Annotated in this window: 23 protein-coding genes; 15 read left to right on the top strand and 8 right to left on the bottom strand. The window is 67.3% G+C overall.

Annotated features, from left to right (window positions below; translation table 11 throughout):
- The 5 genes from KF833_18555 to KF833_18535 all read right to left on the bottom strand — a co-directional run bounded on the left by KF833_18555 (window position 1) and on the right by KF833_18535 (window position 2,771).
- The gene (locus KF833_18555) at window positions 1-435 is read right to left on the bottom strand and encodes a hypothetical protein (GenBank protein ID MBX3747315.1); all 435 of its coding nucleotides are present in this window, start codon (window positions 433-435) and stop codon (window positions 1-3) included.
- A 293-nt stretch (window positions 436-728) separates the two neighbouring features.
- Complete coding sequence (locus KF833_18550; protein MBX3747314.1) at window positions 729-1,307, bottom strand: hypothetical protein; 579 nt, start codon at window positions 1,305-1,307, stop codon at window positions 729-731.
- A 74-nt stretch (window positions 1,308-1,381) separates the two neighbouring features.
- Entirely contained in the window at window positions 1,382-1,765 is a 384-nt protein-coding gene (locus tag KF833_18545; GenBank protein MBX3747313.1) for a hypothetical protein, read from the bottom strand.
- A 259-nt stretch (window positions 1,766-2,024) separates the two neighbouring features.
- The gene (locus KF833_18540; protein MBX3747312.1) at window positions 2,025-2,459 is read right to left on the bottom strand and encodes a hypothetical protein; all 435 of its coding nucleotides are present in this window, start codon (window positions 2,457-2,459) and stop codon (window positions 2,025-2,027) included.
- A gap of 84 nt (window positions 2,460-2,543) precedes the next feature.
- Entirely contained in the window at window positions 2,544-2,771 is a 228-nt protein-coding gene (locus tag KF833_18535; protein MBX3747311.1) for a hypothetical protein, read from the bottom strand.
- Window positions 2,772-2,961: 190 nt separating this feature from the next.
- Here KF833_18535 and KF833_18530 point away from each other — a divergent pair, with 190 nt between their 5' ends.
- The 7 genes from KF833_18530 (at window position 2,962) to KF833_18500 (ending at window position 8,372) form a co-directional block, all read left to right on the top strand.
- Window positions 2,962-3,840: a ParB N-terminal domain-containing protein gene (locus KF833_18530; GenBank protein MBX3747310.1), complete on the top strand. Its 879-nt coding sequence runs from the start codon at window positions 2,962-2,964 to the stop codon at window positions 3,838-3,840.
- 188 nt (window positions 3,841-4,028) lie between these two features.
- Complete coding sequence (locus tag KF833_18525; GenBank protein MBX3747309.1) at window positions 4,029-5,819, top strand: hypothetical protein; 1,791 nt, start codon at window positions 4,029-4,031, stop codon at window positions 5,817-5,819.
- Window positions 5,820-5,842: 23 nt separating this feature from the next.
- Window positions 5,843-6,994, top strand: a complete 1,152-nt coding sequence (locus KF833_18520; protein ID MBX3747308.1) for an ATP-binding protein — start codon at window positions 5,843-5,845, stop codon at window positions 6,992-6,994.
- Window positions 6,991-7,410, top strand: a complete 420-nt coding sequence (locus KF833_18515; protein MBX3747307.1) for a hypothetical protein — start codon at window positions 6,991-6,993, stop codon at window positions 7,408-7,410. The genes KF833_18520 and KF833_18515 overlap by 4 nt, the downstream gene beginning before the upstream one ends.
- Window positions 7,407-7,625 (top strand): hypothetical protein, encoded by a 219-nt coding sequence (locus KF833_18510; protein MBX3747306.1) that lies wholly within the window; start codon window positions 7,407-7,409, stop codon window positions 7,623-7,625. The genes KF833_18515 and KF833_18510 overlap by 4 nt, the downstream gene beginning before the upstream one ends.
- Before the next feature lie 8 nt (window positions 7,626-7,633).
- The gene (locus KF833_18505) at window positions 7,634-7,912 is read left to right on the top strand and encodes a hypothetical protein (GenBank protein ID MBX3747305.1); all 279 of its coding nucleotides are present in this window, start codon (window positions 7,634-7,636) and stop codon (window positions 7,910-7,912) included.
- 10 nt (window positions 7,913-7,922) lie between these two features.
- The gene (locus KF833_18500) at window positions 7,923-8,372 is read left to right on the top strand and encodes a hypothetical protein (GenBank protein ID MBX3747304.1); all 450 of its coding nucleotides are present in this window, start codon (window positions 7,923-7,925) and stop codon (window positions 8,370-8,372) included.
- Window positions 8,373-8,514: 142 nt separating this feature from the next.
- On the opposite strand, the gene KF833_18495 is transcribed toward KF833_18500, so the two are convergent.
- A complete protein-coding gene (locus KF833_18495; GenBank protein ID MBX3747303.1) occupies window positions 8,515-8,706 on the bottom strand; it encodes a hypothetical protein in 192 nt (63 codons plus the stop codon).
- Window positions 8,707-8,889: 183 nt separating this feature from the next.
- On the opposite strand from KF833_18495, the gene KF833_18490 reads away from it, so the two are divergent.
- Genes KF833_18490 through KF833_18470 form a run of 5 tightly spaced genes read left to right on the top strand, consistent with a single transcriptional unit; the run spans window position 8,890 to window position 10,912 of the window.
- Window positions 8,890-9,318: a DUF1353 domain-containing protein gene (locus KF833_18490; GenBank protein MBX3747302.1), complete on the top strand. Its 429-nt coding sequence runs from the start codon at window positions 8,890-8,892 to the stop codon at window positions 9,316-9,318.
- A 4-nt stretch (window positions 9,319-9,322) separates the two neighbouring features.
- The gene (locus KF833_18485) at window positions 9,323-9,916 is read left to right on the top strand and encodes a hypothetical protein (GenBank protein MBX3747301.1); all 594 of its coding nucleotides are present in this window, start codon (window positions 9,323-9,325) and stop codon (window positions 9,914-9,916) included.
- Complete coding sequence (locus KF833_18480) at window positions 9,913-10,140, top strand: hypothetical protein (GenBank protein ID MBX3747300.1); 228 nt, start codon at window positions 9,913-9,915, stop codon at window positions 10,138-10,140. Before KF833_18485 ends, KF833_18480 begins: the two co-directional genes overlap by 4 nt.
- The gene (locus tag KF833_18475; protein ID MBX3747299.1) at window positions 10,137-10,688 is read left to right on the top strand and encodes a hypothetical protein; all 552 of its coding nucleotides are present in this window, start codon (window positions 10,137-10,139) and stop codon (window positions 10,686-10,688) included. Before KF833_18480 ends, KF833_18475 begins: the two co-directional genes overlap by 4 nt.
- Window positions 10,685-10,912: a helix-turn-helix domain-containing protein gene (locus KF833_18470; GenBank protein ID MBX3747298.1), complete on the top strand. Its 228-nt coding sequence runs from the start codon at window positions 10,685-10,687 to the stop codon at window positions 10,910-10,912. Before KF833_18475 ends, KF833_18470 begins: the two co-directional genes overlap by 4 nt.
- A 173-nt stretch (window positions 10,913-11,085) precedes the next feature.
- Here the strand turns inward: KF833_18470 and KF833_18465 are convergent, their stop codons facing one another.
- Together KF833_18465 and KF833_18460 are read right to left on the bottom strand one after the other, a co-directional pair.
- Window positions 11,086-11,370, bottom strand: coding sequence for a hypothetical protein (locus KF833_18465; protein MBX3747297.1), 285 nt, complete (start codon window positions 11,368-11,370; stop codon window positions 11,086-11,088).
- A 51-nt stretch (window positions 11,371-11,421) separates the two neighbouring features.
- Window positions 11,422-12,930 (bottom strand): phosphatase PAP2 family protein, encoded by a 1,509-nt coding sequence (locus tag KF833_18460; protein ID MBX3747296.1) that lies wholly within the window; start codon window positions 12,928-12,930, stop codon window positions 11,422-11,424.
- 810 nt (window positions 12,931-13,740) lie between these two features.
- On the opposite strand from KF833_18460, the gene KF833_18455 reads away from it, so the two are divergent.
- The 3 genes from KF833_18455 to KF833_18445 all read left to right on the top strand — a co-directional run.
- Window positions 13,741-15,390 carry a Na/Pi cotransporter family protein gene (locus KF833_18455; protein ID MBX3747295.1) on the top strand — a complete coding sequence of 550 codons (1,650 nt, stop codon included), beginning with the start codon at window positions 13,741-13,743 and terminating at the stop codon, window positions 15,388-15,390.
- A 169-nt stretch (window positions 15,391-15,559) separates the two neighbouring features.
- Window positions 15,560-15,721 (top strand): hypothetical protein, encoded by a 162-nt coding sequence (locus tag KF833_18450; GenBank protein MBX3747294.1) that lies wholly within the window; start codon window positions 15,560-15,562, stop codon window positions 15,719-15,721.
- The coding region (locus KF833_18445; GenBank protein MBX3747293.1) for a hypothetical protein at window positions 15,718-16,445 on the top strand (728 nt) is incomplete at its 3' end. The genes KF833_18450 and KF833_18445, both read left to right, overlap by 4 nt.

Below are 16,445 nucleotides of genomic sequence, written 5' to 3'. Positions count from 1 at the left end.
TTACGCCGTGAGTCGAGCAAGTCGGTCGAGCAGGGCCAGCAAGCGGGCCTTCGCGGCCTGGTGATGCTGCCTGCGTTTCTGGGTCTCCTCGTCGGAATGGGAGGATCTGGGTGGGGGCTCGATCTCGGTCCTGGGGATCGCGGCATAGGTCTGGCAGGCAGCCCTGAAGCGGCTTCGGCGCCACCATCGCACATCCTCCTCGATGACCCGGCACTGCGTCCGCAGATCGGGCAGGGAGTCCATGTGGCGGGTGTGGAGGTTGAGGTAGGTCGCGTCCTCGATGAGCGTCTTCCATTCCTGGATACGGGTGCGGAACAGGCGCCGCCTGTCGGCAGCCTCGCGCACGATGGTGAGGGCGTGGGTCCAGTAGCCGAGGATGAAGCCGGCACCGAGTCCGATGAGGAGGGAGATCGCTTCGGATCGGTAGCCTTCCATGTGCTGCTCGCTTTGGGTGGGGTGCTGGTGGGTTATCCGATCGGGAAGTGGCTCGCCATCCACTGCTCGGGGATGTGGGGTGCCTGGGCTGAGCGTCTGTTTGAATGGCGGGTCGTCAAGCGCGGAGGTGGGCGATGAAGCGTGCGCGGTTGCCCGCGGCGGGGTGCGATGGGGAATGGCTGGTGGAGGTGCTGGCGGGCTGGGCCCTGTGTCACTGGCCGTGCGCGCGCTGGCGGATGGGCGGATGGGTGGTGCCGAGCTTTGACCAGGTTCGGGATGTGATGGCCGCGGCGCTAGGGCTGGCCGGGATCGATCCTCACCAGGGTGCGGATGCCGTGGCGGGTGAGATAGCGGTGTTTCCCCTGGCGCCCGCTCCGAGTCTCGAAGGTGAGGACAAGGGTCTGCTCCGATCCGTGCTTCGCCGGATCGTAGGGATATTCGATCCACTGAAAGTCCGCGCGGGTGCCGGCATCGCTGCCTTTGTGGATGGACACTGGTTCTCCATCGAGTTCGAGGCGCAGAAAGATTGCCTCCGGGCGACAATTCTCCACGACGAGGCTGACCGGCCGCGAGTCCTCCACCTTCGGATCGACCTCGTTCCGGTAAGCGCTGAGTACACGCGGGTAGGAGGCATTGATGATCGTCTTGGGGCGCTCGCGGCGGCTGACGAGGGTGGTGAAGCGTCCGTCGGAGAGGACGTAGGCGGGGGCATCGCCCCGGTGCTCGATCTCGACGAGTTGGGCGTCTCGTTCCGCCGCGCGGCGCTCCGCGGCCATCGCGCGTCCTCGCTCGCGCCAGTACAGGATCAAGGTGGCGAGGGCGCAGATAGTAAGGACTCCGTTGAGGGCGATGCTCCAGGTGGTGGCGTCCATGCCGCGGAGTATTCGATCCGGGATAGGGGCAGCAACTCCGGAGGTGGGCGATGAGCCGGCCCATCTCCGCCCGACTAGCCGTAGGGGTTCTTCTCCTTTGCCACTGCGGTAGCAACGTCCTTGGTGAAATCAACGGACTGCGCAATGCGTCGGCCAACCTCTTCGGCGCTCAAACTCGTATCAGATATGATCTCCATGAGGCGCAATCCGTGGATCAAATGCGACTCGTAGGACGGGAAGGGAACCACTTGCCCGGTAGCGCTCGCTATGTTCTGTGCAAGGGCCTCGCTCTGCTCGAACTTTGCCTTGCCGATCTCGATTCCAAGAGCGCGGCGGTGCCGGATCTCCTCCGCTTTGGCGGCGCGCCTGGCAGCCACGAGAGACCCCCAGAATCCGATGACCGCACCGATCAGACCCGAAGCGGCGCTGACGATGGCATGCATGATGGTCTCGCTCATAAGTGGGTCGGGTCGGTGGTCTCCCTATTCTCAGCAATGCTTGGCCTGGTCATTGGCCATTGGGTTGCGATGCGCGTGTTGGATGCGCAATTGAAGGTGCCTTTTAAGGACGACGGGAGGCGTTGGCGATGAAGACTCTCCTGTCACTCATCGAGTTCCGCGTCGATCGGTTCGATGGGGCTCATGGTCAGGGGGACGTTGACGTGGAGCATCCCCCGCCATCGGGTGACGTCAATCCGGGAGGTGGATTCGGCGCCTGCTACGACCCCCTCCGGGGAGGCCCGAGAATAATCTGAGTGTCCCGATCCGGCGCCCAGCCAGTGACAATCATACCGAGTACCAACAACCCGTCCTCATCGTCATGAATACCCAGCTCTTCGAACAAGTGATTCACCAGATCCAGCAGCGCGGGATCTGTGAGGTCCCGGCAATCCGCTTCGAGGACCCAGCCCTCCGGAAGACGGAGGCGGCGCGACAGTATGCTGAGCGCCAGAAGGCCACGATCGTCTGCATCCAGACCGAAGGCCTGGATGATCTGCTTAAGCCCGCGGGCCCGCTGCACGCCCACGGGGAGAGTCCAGGTGATGTGAAACCCCTTGCCCTCGGTGAAGGTGTACCGGTGGATCCATCCAGTGGCGACCATCCGGTCCAGGACGCGCACGTAAAGGGCGTTCAACTCGGCATCGGCGAACATGGCGGGATGGTGGCGGATTCCGCGGCGTCCTCAACCCGGGAGATCGGGCGATGAGGGGGGGTGATGGGATGGGCGCCTGCTTCTTTAGATCGGATGCAGCCCATCGGGATTTTCTGGGTGCGGTTTCCCACCTCGCTCGGCGTTATTCCAGAAGGCTACACATCCATCTGTGTGCCACGAGTCCACGAGGCACCAGACGAGCACTTCCGTCAGCGAAGCTTCCGGCTCCACATCTTCCAGGACCTTCGCGAGGGCCAGTTGCGCTGCCCACTCGAGGCGCTTCCGAAAGCACCACGTCTCGATCGGGTTCATGGAAGGAAGTTCCCCGCTGTCTAGCGCCTGGCGCAGCCGTGCGGAAAGCGTTTCTCGAGTGGTCATCTCGATTCTCGCTGCGTCCATCCAGAACTCAGGATCTGCGGGGGGCGGCAATTCGGACGGCCACACAACCGGAGCAGCCCGGTCTGCCGCCACACACCAATCCACTACCTGCATCCACACACTCATGACCCAGACAATCTCCGACCGATACCCCGAGACGCTCAAGCCGCATCCCTTGATCGCGCCATTTCCGCGGTGGGATCCGGAGGGGCAGGAGTGGTGCGCGTTTGTGGATGACATCCGGGAGCACGGGGTGCTGGAGCCGTTGTGGATCACGGAGGGCGGGTTGGTGGTGGATGGGGAGACGCGCCGGCGGGCGGCGGTGGAGGCGGGCCTGGCGGCGGTGCCGTGCCGGGTGGTGGCGGAGGAGGAGGTGGCGATGGTGGTGCTGCGCAACCTCCAGATGCGCCGCAACCTCACCAAGAGCCAGATCGCCTATGTGGGGTATCCGGCGGTGCGCGCCCTGCACGAGGCCGTGCGGCAGCGGCACGAGGAGGAGCTACGCCAGGGCACCTGCCGTCCCAATGGCGCGGCGCCGAGTGTGCAGGCCCTGGCGGATCAGCTCGGTGTCTGCCGCCGCCTGTTCTACTACGCGGCGGAGATCCACGCCTTGTTCGAGCGGCGGCCGGATCTGCGGGAGCGGGTGGAGCCGACGATCCTGGGGGATGAGCGGGCGGGGCTGGGGGGCGTGTACGCGGGGCTGGAGTCGCTGTTGAAGTGCGAGGAGCGGGAGGCGAAGCACGGGATCGCGCACACGGGGGGTCGGCCGGCGGATCTGGACCGGCAGCTCGAGCTGTTCGAGGAGGTTTTCACGCGGACGCTGACGCCGCGCTTCGAGTACTGGAATCACTGGACGCCGGAGATCCGCACGGAGGCGCTCTCGCGGATCGCGCCGGCGCTGGCGGGTGCGCCGGATGATTTCCTGTACGGGCTGGAGCGGAAGATCGCTTACGAGAGGAAGAAGCGGTCGATGGCGAGGCAGCCCGGCGTGGAGGTGCGGTAGCCGGTGGAAGGCCCTGAGCGATGGATCGATTCTCCCCCAATCCCCACCCTCACGAGGCGCACGCCGCGCAAGCGCCTGGTGCGGTAGCTTCCCAGTCGCCCCCGGCATGCGGCACTCTGCCGGGTGGCACACCATCGGGATGGGGGCCGCACGCTTCCTCGGCGGCGCTGGAGCGGGGGGCGGAGCGGATGCGCCTGCTCCTGGCGGCGAGGCCGCTGCTGGAGGCGGGGGTGCCGATGCGGGCGGTGGCGGGGCGGGTGGGGACGAGCGTGGCCACGCTCTCGCGCCTGGTGCGCCAGTGCGCGGGGCGGGAGGGGCTCTCGGCGGTGGAGATGGCGCCCGAGTACGACCGGTGCGGGCGGGCGCCGGTGCATGAGCTGACGGAGGAGGAGGCGCTGGCGCTGCGCGGGCATGTGCTGGCCAAGAGCACGGGGACGGGGACGGGGCAGACGCGGTTCCTCCTGGCGGTGGAGCAGTTCGCGGGGCACCCGGCGTGCCGGGAGGAGACGCGGGCCTTCATCCTGGCGGAGCTGGACATGGCGGCGGCGTGCCGAAGGGCGCCGCGGTGGCCGGCGGGTTGGCGGCGGGGGGCGTACCCGACGCGGCAGGAGGCGGGGCTGTTCCGGGGACGCAAGGCGGCGCTGGCGACGCAGCAGACGGAGCGGCGGGCGCTGGAGTGGGTGGATGAATCGGGCGCCCGGCTGCCGATGGGGCCGCACACGCTGTGGGAGATGGATGACATGAGCTGCAACGAGCCGGCGGCCTCGGTGGATCCGGACACGGGCGAGCCGATCCTGACGAGGCAGGTGCTCTATACGCAGGATGTGTACTCGGCGGCGCTGCTGGGGTTCACGCAGGTGGCGCGGTCGCGGGATGCGTACCGGACGGAGGATGTGGCGGATCATGTGCGGGACAGCTTCGCGGCGCACGGGATGCCGGCGATCCTGCGGCTGGAGATGGGGAAGATCTGGGCGGGGTCCTTCTTCGAGGGGTTCGTGCCGGCGGTGCCGGGCTGGCCGCGGGAGGAGCGGTGGGGCGGGTTGTCGCCGCTGGTGCGGGTGGTGCATACGCACCAGAGCAAGGGGAAGGGCGGGATCGAGGGGGCTTTCAACCTGGTGCAGGCGATGGGGGCGCACCAGGCGCTGGGGATCGGGCGGGTGCGGGGGGAGTTCGAGGAGGCGACGCGGGCGGTGACCCGGGGGGAGATCGAGCGGTTCTGGACGTTGCCGGAGGCGGGCGACGGGTTGGAACGGGTGTCGGAGTGGTTCAACGCGCGGCCGAAGCGGCGGGCGGCCCTGGGGCGGGAGCTGGTGGCGCCGGTGGATCTGCTGCGCGGGGCGCGGGGGCCGGATCTGCCGCCCGGGGAGGCGTGGCGGCTGTGCCCGGTGAAGCGGGTGGCCACGGTGCGGGGCGGGCATGTGGAGGTGACGCTGAAGCATTACCCGCGCCCGTTCCGGTGGGTGGTGAACGGGGTGGATGGAGCGCACCTGGACCATGGGTGCCGGGTGCTGGTGGCCTTCCATCCGGGGCGGCCGGAGGAGGGATGCCATGTGTTCAATGCGGAGCTGGGCCCGCGGAACCGGGATGGGCTCAAGCGCGGGGAGCGGATCCTGGTGGCGCCGGCGGCGGAGTGGGTGCCGCAGGTGGATCTGAGCGGCCGGGCGGATTTCACGGTGCGCAAGGCGGCGTCGGCCGCGGCGGTGCGGAACTTCCGGGCGATCGGGGCGACGCTGCGCACGGCGTCGGTGCAGGACAGCCACGGGCGCGTGGAGCGTGGCCAGGCGGGCGGTGCGGTGGTCCGGCCGCAGGCTGGCTCACGCCCGGCGGCCGCGCGGCCGGCTCCCGGCCGGACGGTGGCGCCGGCCCGGACGGAGGAGGATCTCGCCGATCTGGATCCCGGCGAGCCGGCGGTGCCGCGGGAGCGGTGCGCCGGAGGTGGATTCGCGGCGAGCCTGGAGGATCTCGCCGAACTCATGTGAACCCCCCAACCGAAGGAAAGCGTATGTCGGATCGAATCGTACTGTCCCCCGCCCGAACGCCCGTGGCGGAGCCGCCGGAGGAACCGCGGCCCAGGCCGGCGCCGGATGGCGCGAAGGTGTTCGAGGGAATCAACATCGGCGGTCACACGGTAACCGAGTCCACCGAGCATCTGCCGGAGGATCAGCGGCTCCTGGTGCGCTGGCTGCACCATCACGCCCGGGAACAACGATGGACCTGGGATCAACTGGTCGCGGCGGTCGGGTACAGCTCGACGACCTGGTCGAGGATCTTCCGCGACAAGTACCGGTACGCGGAAGGTGAGGCGCGGTCCGGGGAGCGGATGCCGGTCACGGATCAATGCCAGGCGATCGCCCGGTACAAGGCGACGTGGGAGGCCAGGCAGGCGGTGACGCAGACGGGGTTCATCGAGACGTCGATCTGGCGATGGGTGGATGCGATCTGTCGGCGGGCATTCGTACGGCAGAAGATCGCGATGATCTTCGGAGCGTCGCAGATCGGGAAGTCGGAGTGCGTGCGCGAGCGGCAGCGCCGGAACAACCACGGGCAGACGACGTATGCGGAGATGCCTCCGGCGAGCGGGGTGCAGCTCATGCTGCGGACGATCGCCGAGGCGCTGATGGTGCCGAGCCATGCTGGGTTCGACAAGTTGCTGGCGAACGTGTGCAAGGCGCTGGACGGCTCGAAGCTGTTGATCGTCGATGAGATTCACCGGGTGTTCACGACGTATCAGAGGGGGAGCGTGATGCGGTGCCTGGATACGCTGCGGTACATTCACGACCAGACCCGGTGCGGGATGGTGCTGGTGGGGACGAATGTGATGCGGGACCAGCTCCGGCGGGGGGAGTTCTCGCTGTACCTGGAGCAGTTCCGCCGGCGGGCGCGGACGATGATCCTGCAACTGCCGTCGTCGCCGCCGCGAGAGGATCTGGACCTGATGTCGGAGGCGTTCGGACTGCCGCCGGCGACGGGGGATGCGGAACGGGTGCTCCTGGAGGAGGCGAAGGCAAATGGGTTCGGGGCGGTGAAGATGCTGCTGCAGGACGCGAGCGAGCGGGCGCACAAGCGGCGCCGGCCGATCGCCTGGGATGACTTCGTGTGGGCGCACGGCTTCGCGATGAAGATGACCCTCGAGGATGGGGAGGTGCGGCCATGAGCACGCCCAGGATGGACAGGGATCCCCTGGCACCGACTCCCGAGGAGGTGCTGGTGCGGGCGAAGGCGGAGCGGCTGAGCCTGGCGGAGCTGTCCGCCGAGATCCGGCGGTGCGAGCTGGGCATGGCGTGCGCCGCCAATGAGGCGGCCCGGCGGCGGTTCGAGTGGCGCCGGGACGTGATGACCCGGGAGGTGGCGGTGCGGGCTGCGGCCTCGGATCGGCGGGGGGAGGGTACGGTCCACGTCTCGCTGACGGGGCTGGACCCGGTGGAGAAGGAGTTGGTGTCCACGCTGGTGGCGGTGCTGTGCGACCCGGCGCTGGCTGGGTCGAGGCAGCGCTTGAGGGAGGGCCGGATGGCCCTGGTGGTGCGGGATGGGGAGGTGGAGTGGGCGGGGTCTGGGGAGGGCCGTATATGACGCCGAACACCTGTGAGCATTGCCGCTGGTGGCACGAGTGGCCCCAGCAGCCGAACCCGAAGCGGCGCTTCGGCGAGTGCCGGCATTCGCGCCCGGTGCTGGCGTCCATGACCAACGGCTCGGGCGTGGTGAGCAAGTGGCCGAGCACGGGACACCAGGACTGGTGCGGGGACTTCATGCCCCGGACCGGGGCGGCCGCGAACTTCAGCCCCTGAACCCGACCATGCGCACGTTGATCGGTTTGGTGATGGGAATCGCCATCGCGGTGGCGGTGGGGACCGTCGTGTTCGCCGCAATCCCTTGGTGGGTGACGCTGCTGGTGGGGGCGGGGGCGGTGTTGCTGGTGCCTGTCGCATGCCTGGCATGCCTGGCCTGGATGGCCATGGGCGACCCCGGGTTGAACGGCGATCCGGAGCGCGATGGAGGCTGGACGGACGAGGAGATCAGGCGTGCCGACCGCGGCGCCGCGACACGCTCTGCAACCCGGCGCCGGGAATCGTGAGGAGGACATCATGACGCAGCAGAAACTGACAGTGCTGGTGACGGAGGCGGTGCAGCTCGACCGGAAGATCGCGGAGATGCAGGACCGGTTGAAGGAGGTGAAGGCATTGTTGATCGGCGAGGGGGCCGGGCGTCCGGATGAGCACACCGCCACCGAGGGCGGGGGCACGTCCTGGACGGCGGTGGGGTGCGATGGGTGCATCGCGCGGGTGACGTGGCCCGCGCCCGCGCTCAAGAGCAAGATCAGCGGCGAGGGGCGTACGATCGAGAAGGTGCGAACTCTGGCCGGGTCGGCGTTCGAGCGGTTGTTCCGGCCGGTGCTGGCGTATCAGCCCGTGCCGGATTTCCGGGATGAGGCGGTGGTGTTGCTGGGGAGGGCTGCCCCGAAGCTGATCCGGGCGGTGGAGTCGGAGAGTGCCCCCAAGGTCGCGTTCGAGACCAAGGAGGTGGTGGTGGCATGAGAGTCCGGGAGCCGGCCTTCGAGCCCTGCCCTGAGCATTGTGTGTCCGCCATTCGGCCGGGCGATGCAAGGGCCATCGCCAACGCGTTCGCCAGGTGGAGGGAGAGGCGCGGGTTTGATGCCGGCAAGTGGCGGTCGGGCACTCACAGTGTGATGTTCCAGCCGAGGGAGGTCCGTGCGGAGGCTCGTGCGGAGGCTCCACCGAAAGCCGAGGTGACGAGGGAGATGTTGGTCGATGCGCGGCGGCGGGCGGCCAGGAGTCGGAGCCCACAGAGGCTGGAGGATGCGCGGGCGAAGATCGCCAGGGCAGCGTTGGGAGGGAGGAGGCAGTTCACCGTGCTGGATGTGGCCTGTCACTACGGATCCCTCGAAGCGGCTCGTGTTGCAGTGCGCAAGGCGTGGCGCCTGGGGTGGGTCCGGCTGGTGCATCGAGGTGTCCCGGGCCGAAACGCCCTGCCGGCGCTGTGGGAGTACCTGCCATCCTGATCATGCAACCTCACCTCCTCCCCCAACCCCTGATGATCCCGGTGCCGGGTCGTGGCGCGCGGTACAGCCTCGTGCAGCCCTACTCGTATCAGTGGAGCCTGGGCGATCGGGATCTCCGGATCATCGTGCCGCGCGGCACGATTTCGGACGGCGCCAGTGTCCCCCGAGTGCTGTGGACGATCACGGGGATCACGCCGGATGGGCTGCACCGGCCCGCCGCGCTCGTGCATGACTGGTTCTACCGTCATCGAGGCGAGGTCATGGTGGGGCGTCGATGGGCGGGCTGTTCGCATTGGGAATCGTTGGTGACGCATTGGACACGGGATGAATCGGACAGGCTGTTCGCCCGGCTGCTGCGTGAGTCAGGGGTCAGCAAGCCTCGACGCCGGCTCATGTACCTGGGAGTGCGCGTGGGAGGATGGATGGCGTGGCACTTGGCGGGCCTCGACCGATCTGAATGACCCGATGACTGAGAAGCAGCGAAAGTGGTACCTGAGGGAATGGAGCAAGGCGTTTCGCGCCCACTGGTCTGGCGTGCGCCGGGGCGAGGTGGTGGTCCGTCCAGGTCGCGCGCCCGCGGATCCCGTGCGGGATGACGTGGTGCGTGTGGCACAGGCCCGGCGGTTGCGGCAAGGGGGCGGCGGACTATCGGCCGACGATCTGCGGCGGGCCTGCCACATCCTGGCCGTCGGAAAGGATGTGTCGTCATGGGCGCTGACCAACAAGCAGCTCGATCGGGTGGTGGCGTTGTTCAGGCGGCTTGCCGGGTTGAATCTTGGCGCCGTCCTGGTGGGCGTGGAGGCAGATGCTGAAGCCGCGCGCCGGCAGCAGGTCGGTGGCTTGCCCGATGCGGATCGCAAGCGGGTCCTGTACTCCCTGGAGCGTGTCGAACTGCCTCCCCAGTACGTGGAGGAGTTGAGTCGCGACAAGTTCGGTACCGGCAATTGGCGGTCATTGCCCGGACCTCAGTTGTACCAGCTCTTGATCACCGCGAAGGCCAGAAGCGTGGCTCGCGCCGTGGCCGACCGCGCCAAGGTGAACCTCCAGACCACCCTGTGAACCCGACTCAAAACCAACTCGTCCTCGCCGAACTGGTGCGCCGCCACGGGCAATGGGTGCCGATGCCCGAGCTGGCGGCGGCCTCCGGTGCGTATGCCGTCCACTCACGGATCTCGGACTTGCGGGCGGCCGGGCTGGAGATCGAGGTGAAGGTGGTCGGGGTGCGGCCCCGGCACAGCTTCTACCGCCTGGTCAGCGCCGTGCAGGAGCATCTGCCGCTATGACGCTGGCGTTCGCGGAACGGTGTGTGGAGCGATTGGCGGCGCGGCTGCAGCCATTCAGTGAACGCATGGCGGTTGTGGGGTCGATTCGGCGCCGCCGCGCTGAGGTCGGGGACATCGACCTGGTGGCGATCCCAAAGGTCGAGCAGGAGCCCGACCTGCTCGGGACCGTCGTGACCCAGCGGAATCTCCTGGCGGCCGAGGTGGGTTCCTGGTGCCAGGCCGAAGGCTGGCCTCTGACGAAGGATGGAAGCAGCTACCTCTCGTGGATTGCCCGCGGGGTCCAGGTGGACCTGTGGTTTGCGACCCCCGCCATCTGGGGCTCCCTGTTGCTCTGCAAGACGGGCAGCAAGGAGCACAACGTCTGGTTGTGCATGCGGGCCCTGGACCTCGGCGGCAAGTGGAATCCCCATCACGGGCTCTACCTGGACGGGCGCGTGGTCGGGGAAGATGAAGCCCTGATCTACCGAGCCCTGGGCCTGCCGTTTTTGGATCCGATTTTGGAGCGCGATGAACCCGCGTTCCGTTCCGTGCGCCCGATCGTGCCATGAGTTCCCCCGAATCCTCTTCAGCGTCGCCCGCGCAAGGCGAATGGCTCAGCCCGGCAGAATGGGCCGCCAAGGTCGGCGTCAGCCGCGCATCGGTGTACCGGTACATTGCCGAGGGCGACATCCCCCAGACCTTCGTGATCTACGCTGGGCGCCGGCGCATCCGCCTTGCCGCCGCGTCCCTGCCCTATTGCCTGGCCCTGTGGCGGTCCCGCCGGGGCGAATAGCCGCCTTCCCACCGGTCGGGCCCAGGGCCTGGCACCTCCCTCCCGCTGCCGCCGCCCAAGGCTCCTCCGAAAAGGGTGGCACGACCCTTTTCATGCCCCCTCCCGACAGCGCCTGTTGTGGAAAAGTCTGAAAAGGGTTTCCGTCCCAGCCCAAGCCGCCTCCGTTCAAGCGCTTAGCCCCTTCTTCGGTCTGTTTCAGACTTTCTGTGGTCTCTCACGGACAGCTCCTGGGTGCCCATGAAGTAGCGGTCGGATTCGAAGTAGCGGTAGCTGATCGACGCGACCCAGGGGATCCCTTCGTCCAGACCCGCCAGTCCGGGAAGGGCTGGACTGCCGACCGATCGGATGGCGACGCAGCCCTGGGCAAGGGCTTCTGTCGGAGTGGCCACGGCCAGGGCCAGCACCGACGGGGAGATGACGGTGATCAGGGAACGCAGGGAGGAGTGGGTTGGGTTCATGGGAGTAGCAACTTCAAGGGTTGATGAAAGGGAGTTCGAGGCCCGGGAAGATCAGGGCTCGGCGAGGACGTAGAACCGCAGCTGGCCGGGTGCCGCGTTCGGGTCGTTGAAGGCGAGGACGCCATCCTCGGAACTGGCGATCGCGAGGGTTTCCCAGGTGTTGAAGTCGGATGAGGCGCGGATGGCGTAGGAACGTCCCGGTTCCACCTGGGCCTCGATCCGGGTGACGCCGCCGGCCTTGGCGATGTGGGTGAACTGCAGCGCCGACATGGGCTGGAGGAAGTGGCTGAGAATCTGGTGGCCGAGCCGGAAGCCGGCTGCCTGGGCCTGTTGATTGGCGAAGTTCCAATGGATCCCACCGAAGATGCGGCTGATGCCCGCCTCGTTCGCCGCCGCGTCGAACCCGGAGAAGCTGCGCTCGACGCCGGGGGTCCCTTCCGAACCGATGGAAAAGGGGATGGTATCGGTGCCGAAGAACCCTGCCAGGACCGTGGCGGAACCCCGGCTGAACGTGCTGTGCCCGGAGGTGTATTCCGGGAACGGCGGGGTGGGGATGAGGGACAGCCATTCCGGATCCGGGTCGGTGTTGGCGTTGGTGTCGGTGGCCGCTTCGCGGATCGCGGTGAGGGGACGCCATAGGTCGTAGGCAAACTTGGCGTCCCAGCAGGAGATCGCGGCGTCGGCATTGGCGAGATTCAGGAGCGCGAAGAGGCGCGCGTTGTCGGCGAGCGTGACGGACCGTGCCGCGCTGACCGCCTGGGCAATGCGGTTCCAGTGGCCGGGCGGGGTGACCGTGCCGGCGCCGTCGTTCCAGAACCAGGCGACCTCGGTCTGGTCGGCGCTCCGTACCGTGCCGGTGGCGCTGCCGTAGGCCTTGACGAGGTTGAACTCGAAGGCGTAGGCGACGGTTTCGATGCCGGGCGGGGGTTGGGGACGGAACTGGGCGCCGTGGGTCATGGAGAAAGGGGTTACCAGGCCCCAGCCGGGAAGGAGCGCAGGCGCGAAGGCGGGCGGCGTGGGCTGCCAGCGACCCGGGACGCCGGAGGGGGTGTAGGAGGCTGCTACGTTCCAGCCGTCATTCGCCCGCAACGCCAGGATCGCCTCGGCCACCGACTGGCCCCAGGCGAGTCCGTCCGACTTGGCCGGACCGTCCGGAATGGCGGCGAGCTGGGCGGTGTGGAGGGCCAGGAAGTTTGTCTGGCGCACGTCGGGAACGGTGAACAGTGCGTGCAGGGCCGTGTAGGCCGAGGCGGCGACGGCGGCCTCGATCGAGGCGCCGGCCGGAGCGGCAGGAGCGACATGGTAGGGACGATGGGTTCGCAGGACACCGTTGACGGCGTCGTGGATGGCCAGGTGGGTGATGGCCAGCGCGCGGGAGGCGCGGGGCGGGTTCTCGCGCGTGTCGCGTATGGCTCGCAGAGCGGCTTCGTTCCAATCGATCACCGCATCGGCGCGGGCCGCGGGAAGTGAGACCGACAGGGTGAGGAACAGTGCGGCGACGACGGCCGGGCGCCCGAGGCGCGGGGCCTGGGACGGGGAGGCTTGGAGTCGTGAGTTCATGAATGGAGTAAGCCGGTCTGATGGATTCACGCAAGACTGCCGTGCACAGTGTGGCGCAGCAGGAAAGGCGGGCGTTTTGTGCCCGAACCGGCGTGGGAAGACCAAGTCTCCGGGGTGAAATGCCGGGATTCGTTGGCGAACTGGCGTTGGCGCGGGGTGAAGTGCGGGATCGGCACCCCAGCAACGGTCCCAGCGGCAGTCGCTCCCCTGCCCAGTTCTGCCGGATCGTCCCCAGACCCAACCCAGGCTGACCGTTCCATCGCCCGATCCAAGATAAAATGTCAGGCGATAAATGGATGACCGAATTCCTATAGTAAGGCAGGCGTTTAGTTGATGACGGCACGATGCTGTCCTGGATCCGGGAAATCCAACTTCGGGCCGCTGGGGATGAGCTAGTCGCGGGTCGTCAACATTGAAGATGCCGGTGTTTTTATAGATTCGGTAACGGTCAATAGTACTTAGCCTGACCTACTATATTTGAAGCCTTCCAGCTGATCGCCGCCCATCAGGATGCTTGGTGAAACGGTCAATGTTCGTCCGCCTGACCCATTGTTGGATAGCCTTTCGGCTGGGCTCCGCCCGAAGCATGCAGACCGGTCCTCCCCACGATAGTCTGTGCGAACCCGCTCGCCCCCGGCCAAACCGAGACTTCCCCGCGGCGGCCGTTCGAACCCTCAGGCCCAGGGCCCCGGAAGGTCGCGGCCATTCTTGAGCCAGAAAGATCGCTCAGGATTCGGGTCCCGTGGGCTGGCCAGGATTTCCTTGGCCATTCGCGGCGTGTTCGTGTTCGTCTGCCGGGGACGCGCCGAGATGACGAGCATGGTGTTCCAGTTGGTGGGTGGGATCGGGTTGTTCCTGATGGGGATGGTGTTGCTGACCGACGGGTTGAAGGCATTCGCCGGCGAGTCGCTGAGGGTGGCCCTGGTGCGGTTCACAGGCACTCCCCTCAAGGCGTTCGGTTCCGGCGCACTGGCCACCGCCCTGGTCCAGTCCTCGAGCGCGACGACGGTCACCGTGATTGGGTTTGTGAGCGCGGGGTTGCTGACCTTCCCCCAGGCGGTGGGAGTGGTGATTGGCGCCAGCCTGGGGACCACCGGCACCGGGTGGATCGTATCAGTACTCGGACTGAAGATCAGCGTTGGGTTCTACGCCCTGCCCCTGGTCGGGATCGGGGCCTTTCTCAAGCTGCTGGCGCGGGGTCGAGGACGGGCCCTCGGCCTGGCCCTGGCGGGGTTCGGGCTGATTTTCGTGGGCATCGAGACCCTGCAGACGGGGATGCAGGCTGCCTCGGGGAGGTTCAGGCTCTCGGAGTTGCCCGGAGGCGGACTCTTCGGGCATCTGCTCGCCATGGGACTCGGGGTGATTCTCACGGTGATCATGCAATCCTCAAGCGCCGCAGTCGCGACCACCCTTACGGCGCTGCACAGCGGGACGGTCAACTTCGACCAGGCGGCCTCGATAGTGATCGGAGCCGCGGTGGGCACCACAGTCACCGGAGCCCTCGCCGCCATCGGCGGAAGCGTATCCGCGAAGCGCACCGCGATCGCGCATGTGCTGTTCAACCTCGCGACCGGGCTGGTGGCGGTGGTCTCTCTGCCGCTCTTTCTGCGGGGCATCCGGTGGGCGCAGGACCATCTTGGTCTCGATCCGGGGGCCACCAGCCTGGCCGCGTTTCACACCGGGTTCATTGCCGTCGGAGTGCTGATTTTCCTCCCCTGGGTGCATCGGTTCTCGGCTTGGATCGAACGTCTCCTGCCGGAGCGGGGCCCCATCCTGACGCGGCACCTCGACGATACGGTGCTGCACGCCCCGGCGGTGGCGTTGGAGGCGACGAGGCGGGCGCTCTGCGAGTCAGCGGCGACCGTGTTTCGCACCTTGCGCGACGGACTCCAAGGGCCTGCGGCGGGGCGGGACGACCCCACTCGGAGGGAAGTCGAGCGGGCCCTTGAAAGGATCCAGGAGTTCTTCACCCGCATTCCCCCCATTGTGGAGGACGCGCCGCTGTCCCGGTTCCGCCTGGCGCAGGTCCATGCAGTGGATCATTTGGTCCGACTGATCGCCCGGTGGGAGGTGCCACCGGGATTACGACACCGTCAGGCGCAGGATCGATTCCGACCCGCCCTTACCCTTTGTCAGGACATCCTTGACACTGCCGAGCGCGGCCTGATCGGAGGTGGCGCCACGGACTGGCTGGCCCGGGTCGAAGGAGATGCATTGGCACTGGCTCAACTGCGCCGGCAGGAACGCCCGGTGGTCCTGAGCGAAACCGCGGGCGGCCAGTGGGGCGCCTCGGCCGCCCTCGAAATCCTCGATGCCATCCGATGGTTCGACCGCGTGGGCTATCACACCTGGCGGATCGCCAACTACCTTGGAGGCGACGGGCAACCCGAACCTCCGGGCGCCGTGGCGCAGGAGGACAAGACCCTGGCCGCGCTGCCGCCCGATCCCCGCACGCCGTAGGACCGCGGTGCGCGGACGCGGAGGGACGGGCTCCGGGCCCCCAGGCCAGGGTGCGAAGCCAACAACGGTTCGCTGGCTCGGTACCGACAACTTGGGGATGCACCGCCGGGCGGGTGGCAGGGATGTTCTGTCTTTCGCGGGCGGGCGGTTCCGGGGAGGATCGGAGGGAGTGAAGCTGAGCGTGTACCTGATTCCGATGCTCATCGTGACGGCCGGGGTGGTGTCATTTGTGGCGTTGCCGCTGGATGTGCGGTTGCGGGGGTTGATCCTGGCGGCGGATGTTTTTGCGGCGGCGGCGGTGGGTTTGATCCTATGGAGGCAAGACCGATGAAGAATGTGATTGCGAATCGAGGCCGACGGGTGCCGGGAATGCCGGCGGGACGGCGGGTATGGATGTGGGGAATGGGCATGGGGTTGGGCCTGGCGATGGTCCTGGGACCGGGGATGACGGCGGGAACGGCGGCGGAGCGGATTCGTCCGTCCAGGGAGCATCCCGGATATTGGGAATACGGGGGGCGTACGGTTCTGCTGCTGGGGGGCAGCAAGGACGACAATCTTTTTCAGATACCGGACCTGGAGGAGCATCTGGAGGCGATGGCGCGGGCGGGGGCGAACTATGTGCGCAACACGATGAGCGACCGGCGGGACGGGGGGTTCGAGGTGTACCCGTTTCATCATCGGGAGGACGGGAAGTACGATCTGGAGCGATGGAATGGTGAGTATTGGCGTCGGTTTGCGGCGTTTCTGCGGGGGACACGAGAGCGGGGAATCATCGTGCAGATCGAGGTGTGGGATCGTTTCGATTATTCGCGGCAGAACTGGGACGGGCACCCCTACAATCCGGCGAACAACGTGAACTATACGCACGAGGCATCCGGACTGGGAGCGAGTTATCCGGATCATCCGGGGCAGAACCGGCAGCCGTTCTTTTTCACCACGCCGGGACAGCGGAACAACCGGGTGGTTTTGCGGTACCAGGAGAGGTTCGTTGAGGAGATGCTGCGTCGCACGCTGCCGGAGCCGCACGTTCTGTACTGCATGGACAACGAGACGGC

Source organism: Verrucomicrobiia bacterium, assembly GCA_019634625.1.
Lineage (GTDB): Bacteria > Verrucomicrobiota > Verrucomicrobiia > Limisphaerales > CAIMTB01 > CAIMTB01.
Note: the sequence above shows the minus strand (reverse complement) of the source record. Positions and strands in the feature narration are given on the sequence as shown.

Bases quoted from the DNA above. Each gene is read 5' to 3' on its own strand.
- KF833_18555 (MBX3747315.1), bottom strand. From the start codon at position 435: ATGGAAGGCTACCGATCCGAAGCGATCTCCCTCCTCATCGGACTCGGT.
- KF833_18550 (MBX3747314.1), bottom strand. From the start codon at position 1,307: ATGGACGCCACCACCTGGAGCATCGCCCTCAACGGAGTCCTTACTATC.
- KF833_18545 (MBX3747313.1), bottom strand. From the start codon at position 1,765: ATGAGCGAGACCATCATGCATGCCATCGTCAGCGCCGCTTCGGGTCTG.
- KF833_18540 (MBX3747312.1), bottom strand. From the start codon at position 2,459: ATGTTCGCCGATGCCGAGTTGAACGCCCTTTACGTGCGCGTCCTGGAC.
- KF833_18535 (MBX3747311.1), bottom strand. From the start codon at position 2,771: ATGAACCCGATCGAGACGTGGTGCTTTCGGAAGCGCCTCGAGTGGGCA.
- KF833_18530 (MBX3747310.1), top strand. From the start codon at position 2,962: ATGACCCAGACAATCTCCGACCGATACCCCGAGACGCTCAAGCCGCAT.
- KF833_18525 (MBX3747309.1), top strand. From the start codon at position 4,029: ATGCGCCTGCTCCTGGCGGCGAGGCCGCTGCTGGAGGCGGGGGTGCCG.
- KF833_18520 (MBX3747308.1), top strand. From the start codon at position 5,843: ATGTCGGATCGAATCGTACTGTCCCCCGCCCGAACGCCCGTGGCGGAG.
- KF833_18515 (MBX3747307.1), top strand. From the start codon at position 6,991: ATGAGCACGCCCAGGATGGACAGGGATCCCCTGGCACCGACTCCCGAG.
- KF833_18510 (MBX3747306.1), top strand. From the start codon at position 7,407: ATGACGCCGAACACCTGTGAGCATTGCCGCTGGTGGCACGAGTGGCCC.
- KF833_18505 (MBX3747305.1), top strand. From the start codon at position 7,634: ATGCGCACGTTGATCGGTTTGGTGATGGGAATCGCCATCGCGGTGGCG.
- KF833_18500 (MBX3747304.1), top strand. From the start codon at position 7,923: ATGACGCAGCAGAAACTGACAGTGCTGGTGACGGAGGCGGTGCAGCTC.
- KF833_18490 (MBX3747302.1), top strand. From the start codon at position 8,890: ATGATCCCGGTGCCGGGTCGTGGCGCGCGGTACAGCCTCGTGCAGCCC.
- KF833_18485 (MBX3747301.1), top strand. From the start codon at position 9,323: ATGACTGAGAAGCAGCGAAAGTGGTACCTGAGGGAATGGAGCAAGGCG.
- KF833_18475 (MBX3747299.1), top strand. From the start codon at position 10,137: ATGACGCTGGCGTTCGCGGAACGGTGTGTGGAGCGATTGGCGGCGCGG.
- KF833_18470 (MBX3747298.1), top strand. From the start codon at position 10,685: ATGAGTTCCCCCGAATCCTCTTCAGCGTCGCCCGCGCAAGGCGAATGG.
- KF833_18465 (MBX3747297.1), bottom strand. From the start codon at position 11,370: ATGAACCCAACCCACTCCTCCCTGCGTTCCCTGATCACCGTCATCTCC.
- KF833_18460 (MBX3747296.1), bottom strand. From the start codon at position 12,930: ATGAACTCACGACTCCAAGCCTCCCCGTCCCAGGCCCCGCGCCTCGGG.
- KF833_18455 (MBX3747295.1), top strand. From the start codon at position 13,741: ATGACGAGCATGGTGTTCCAGTTGGTGGGTGGGATCGGGTTGTTCCTG.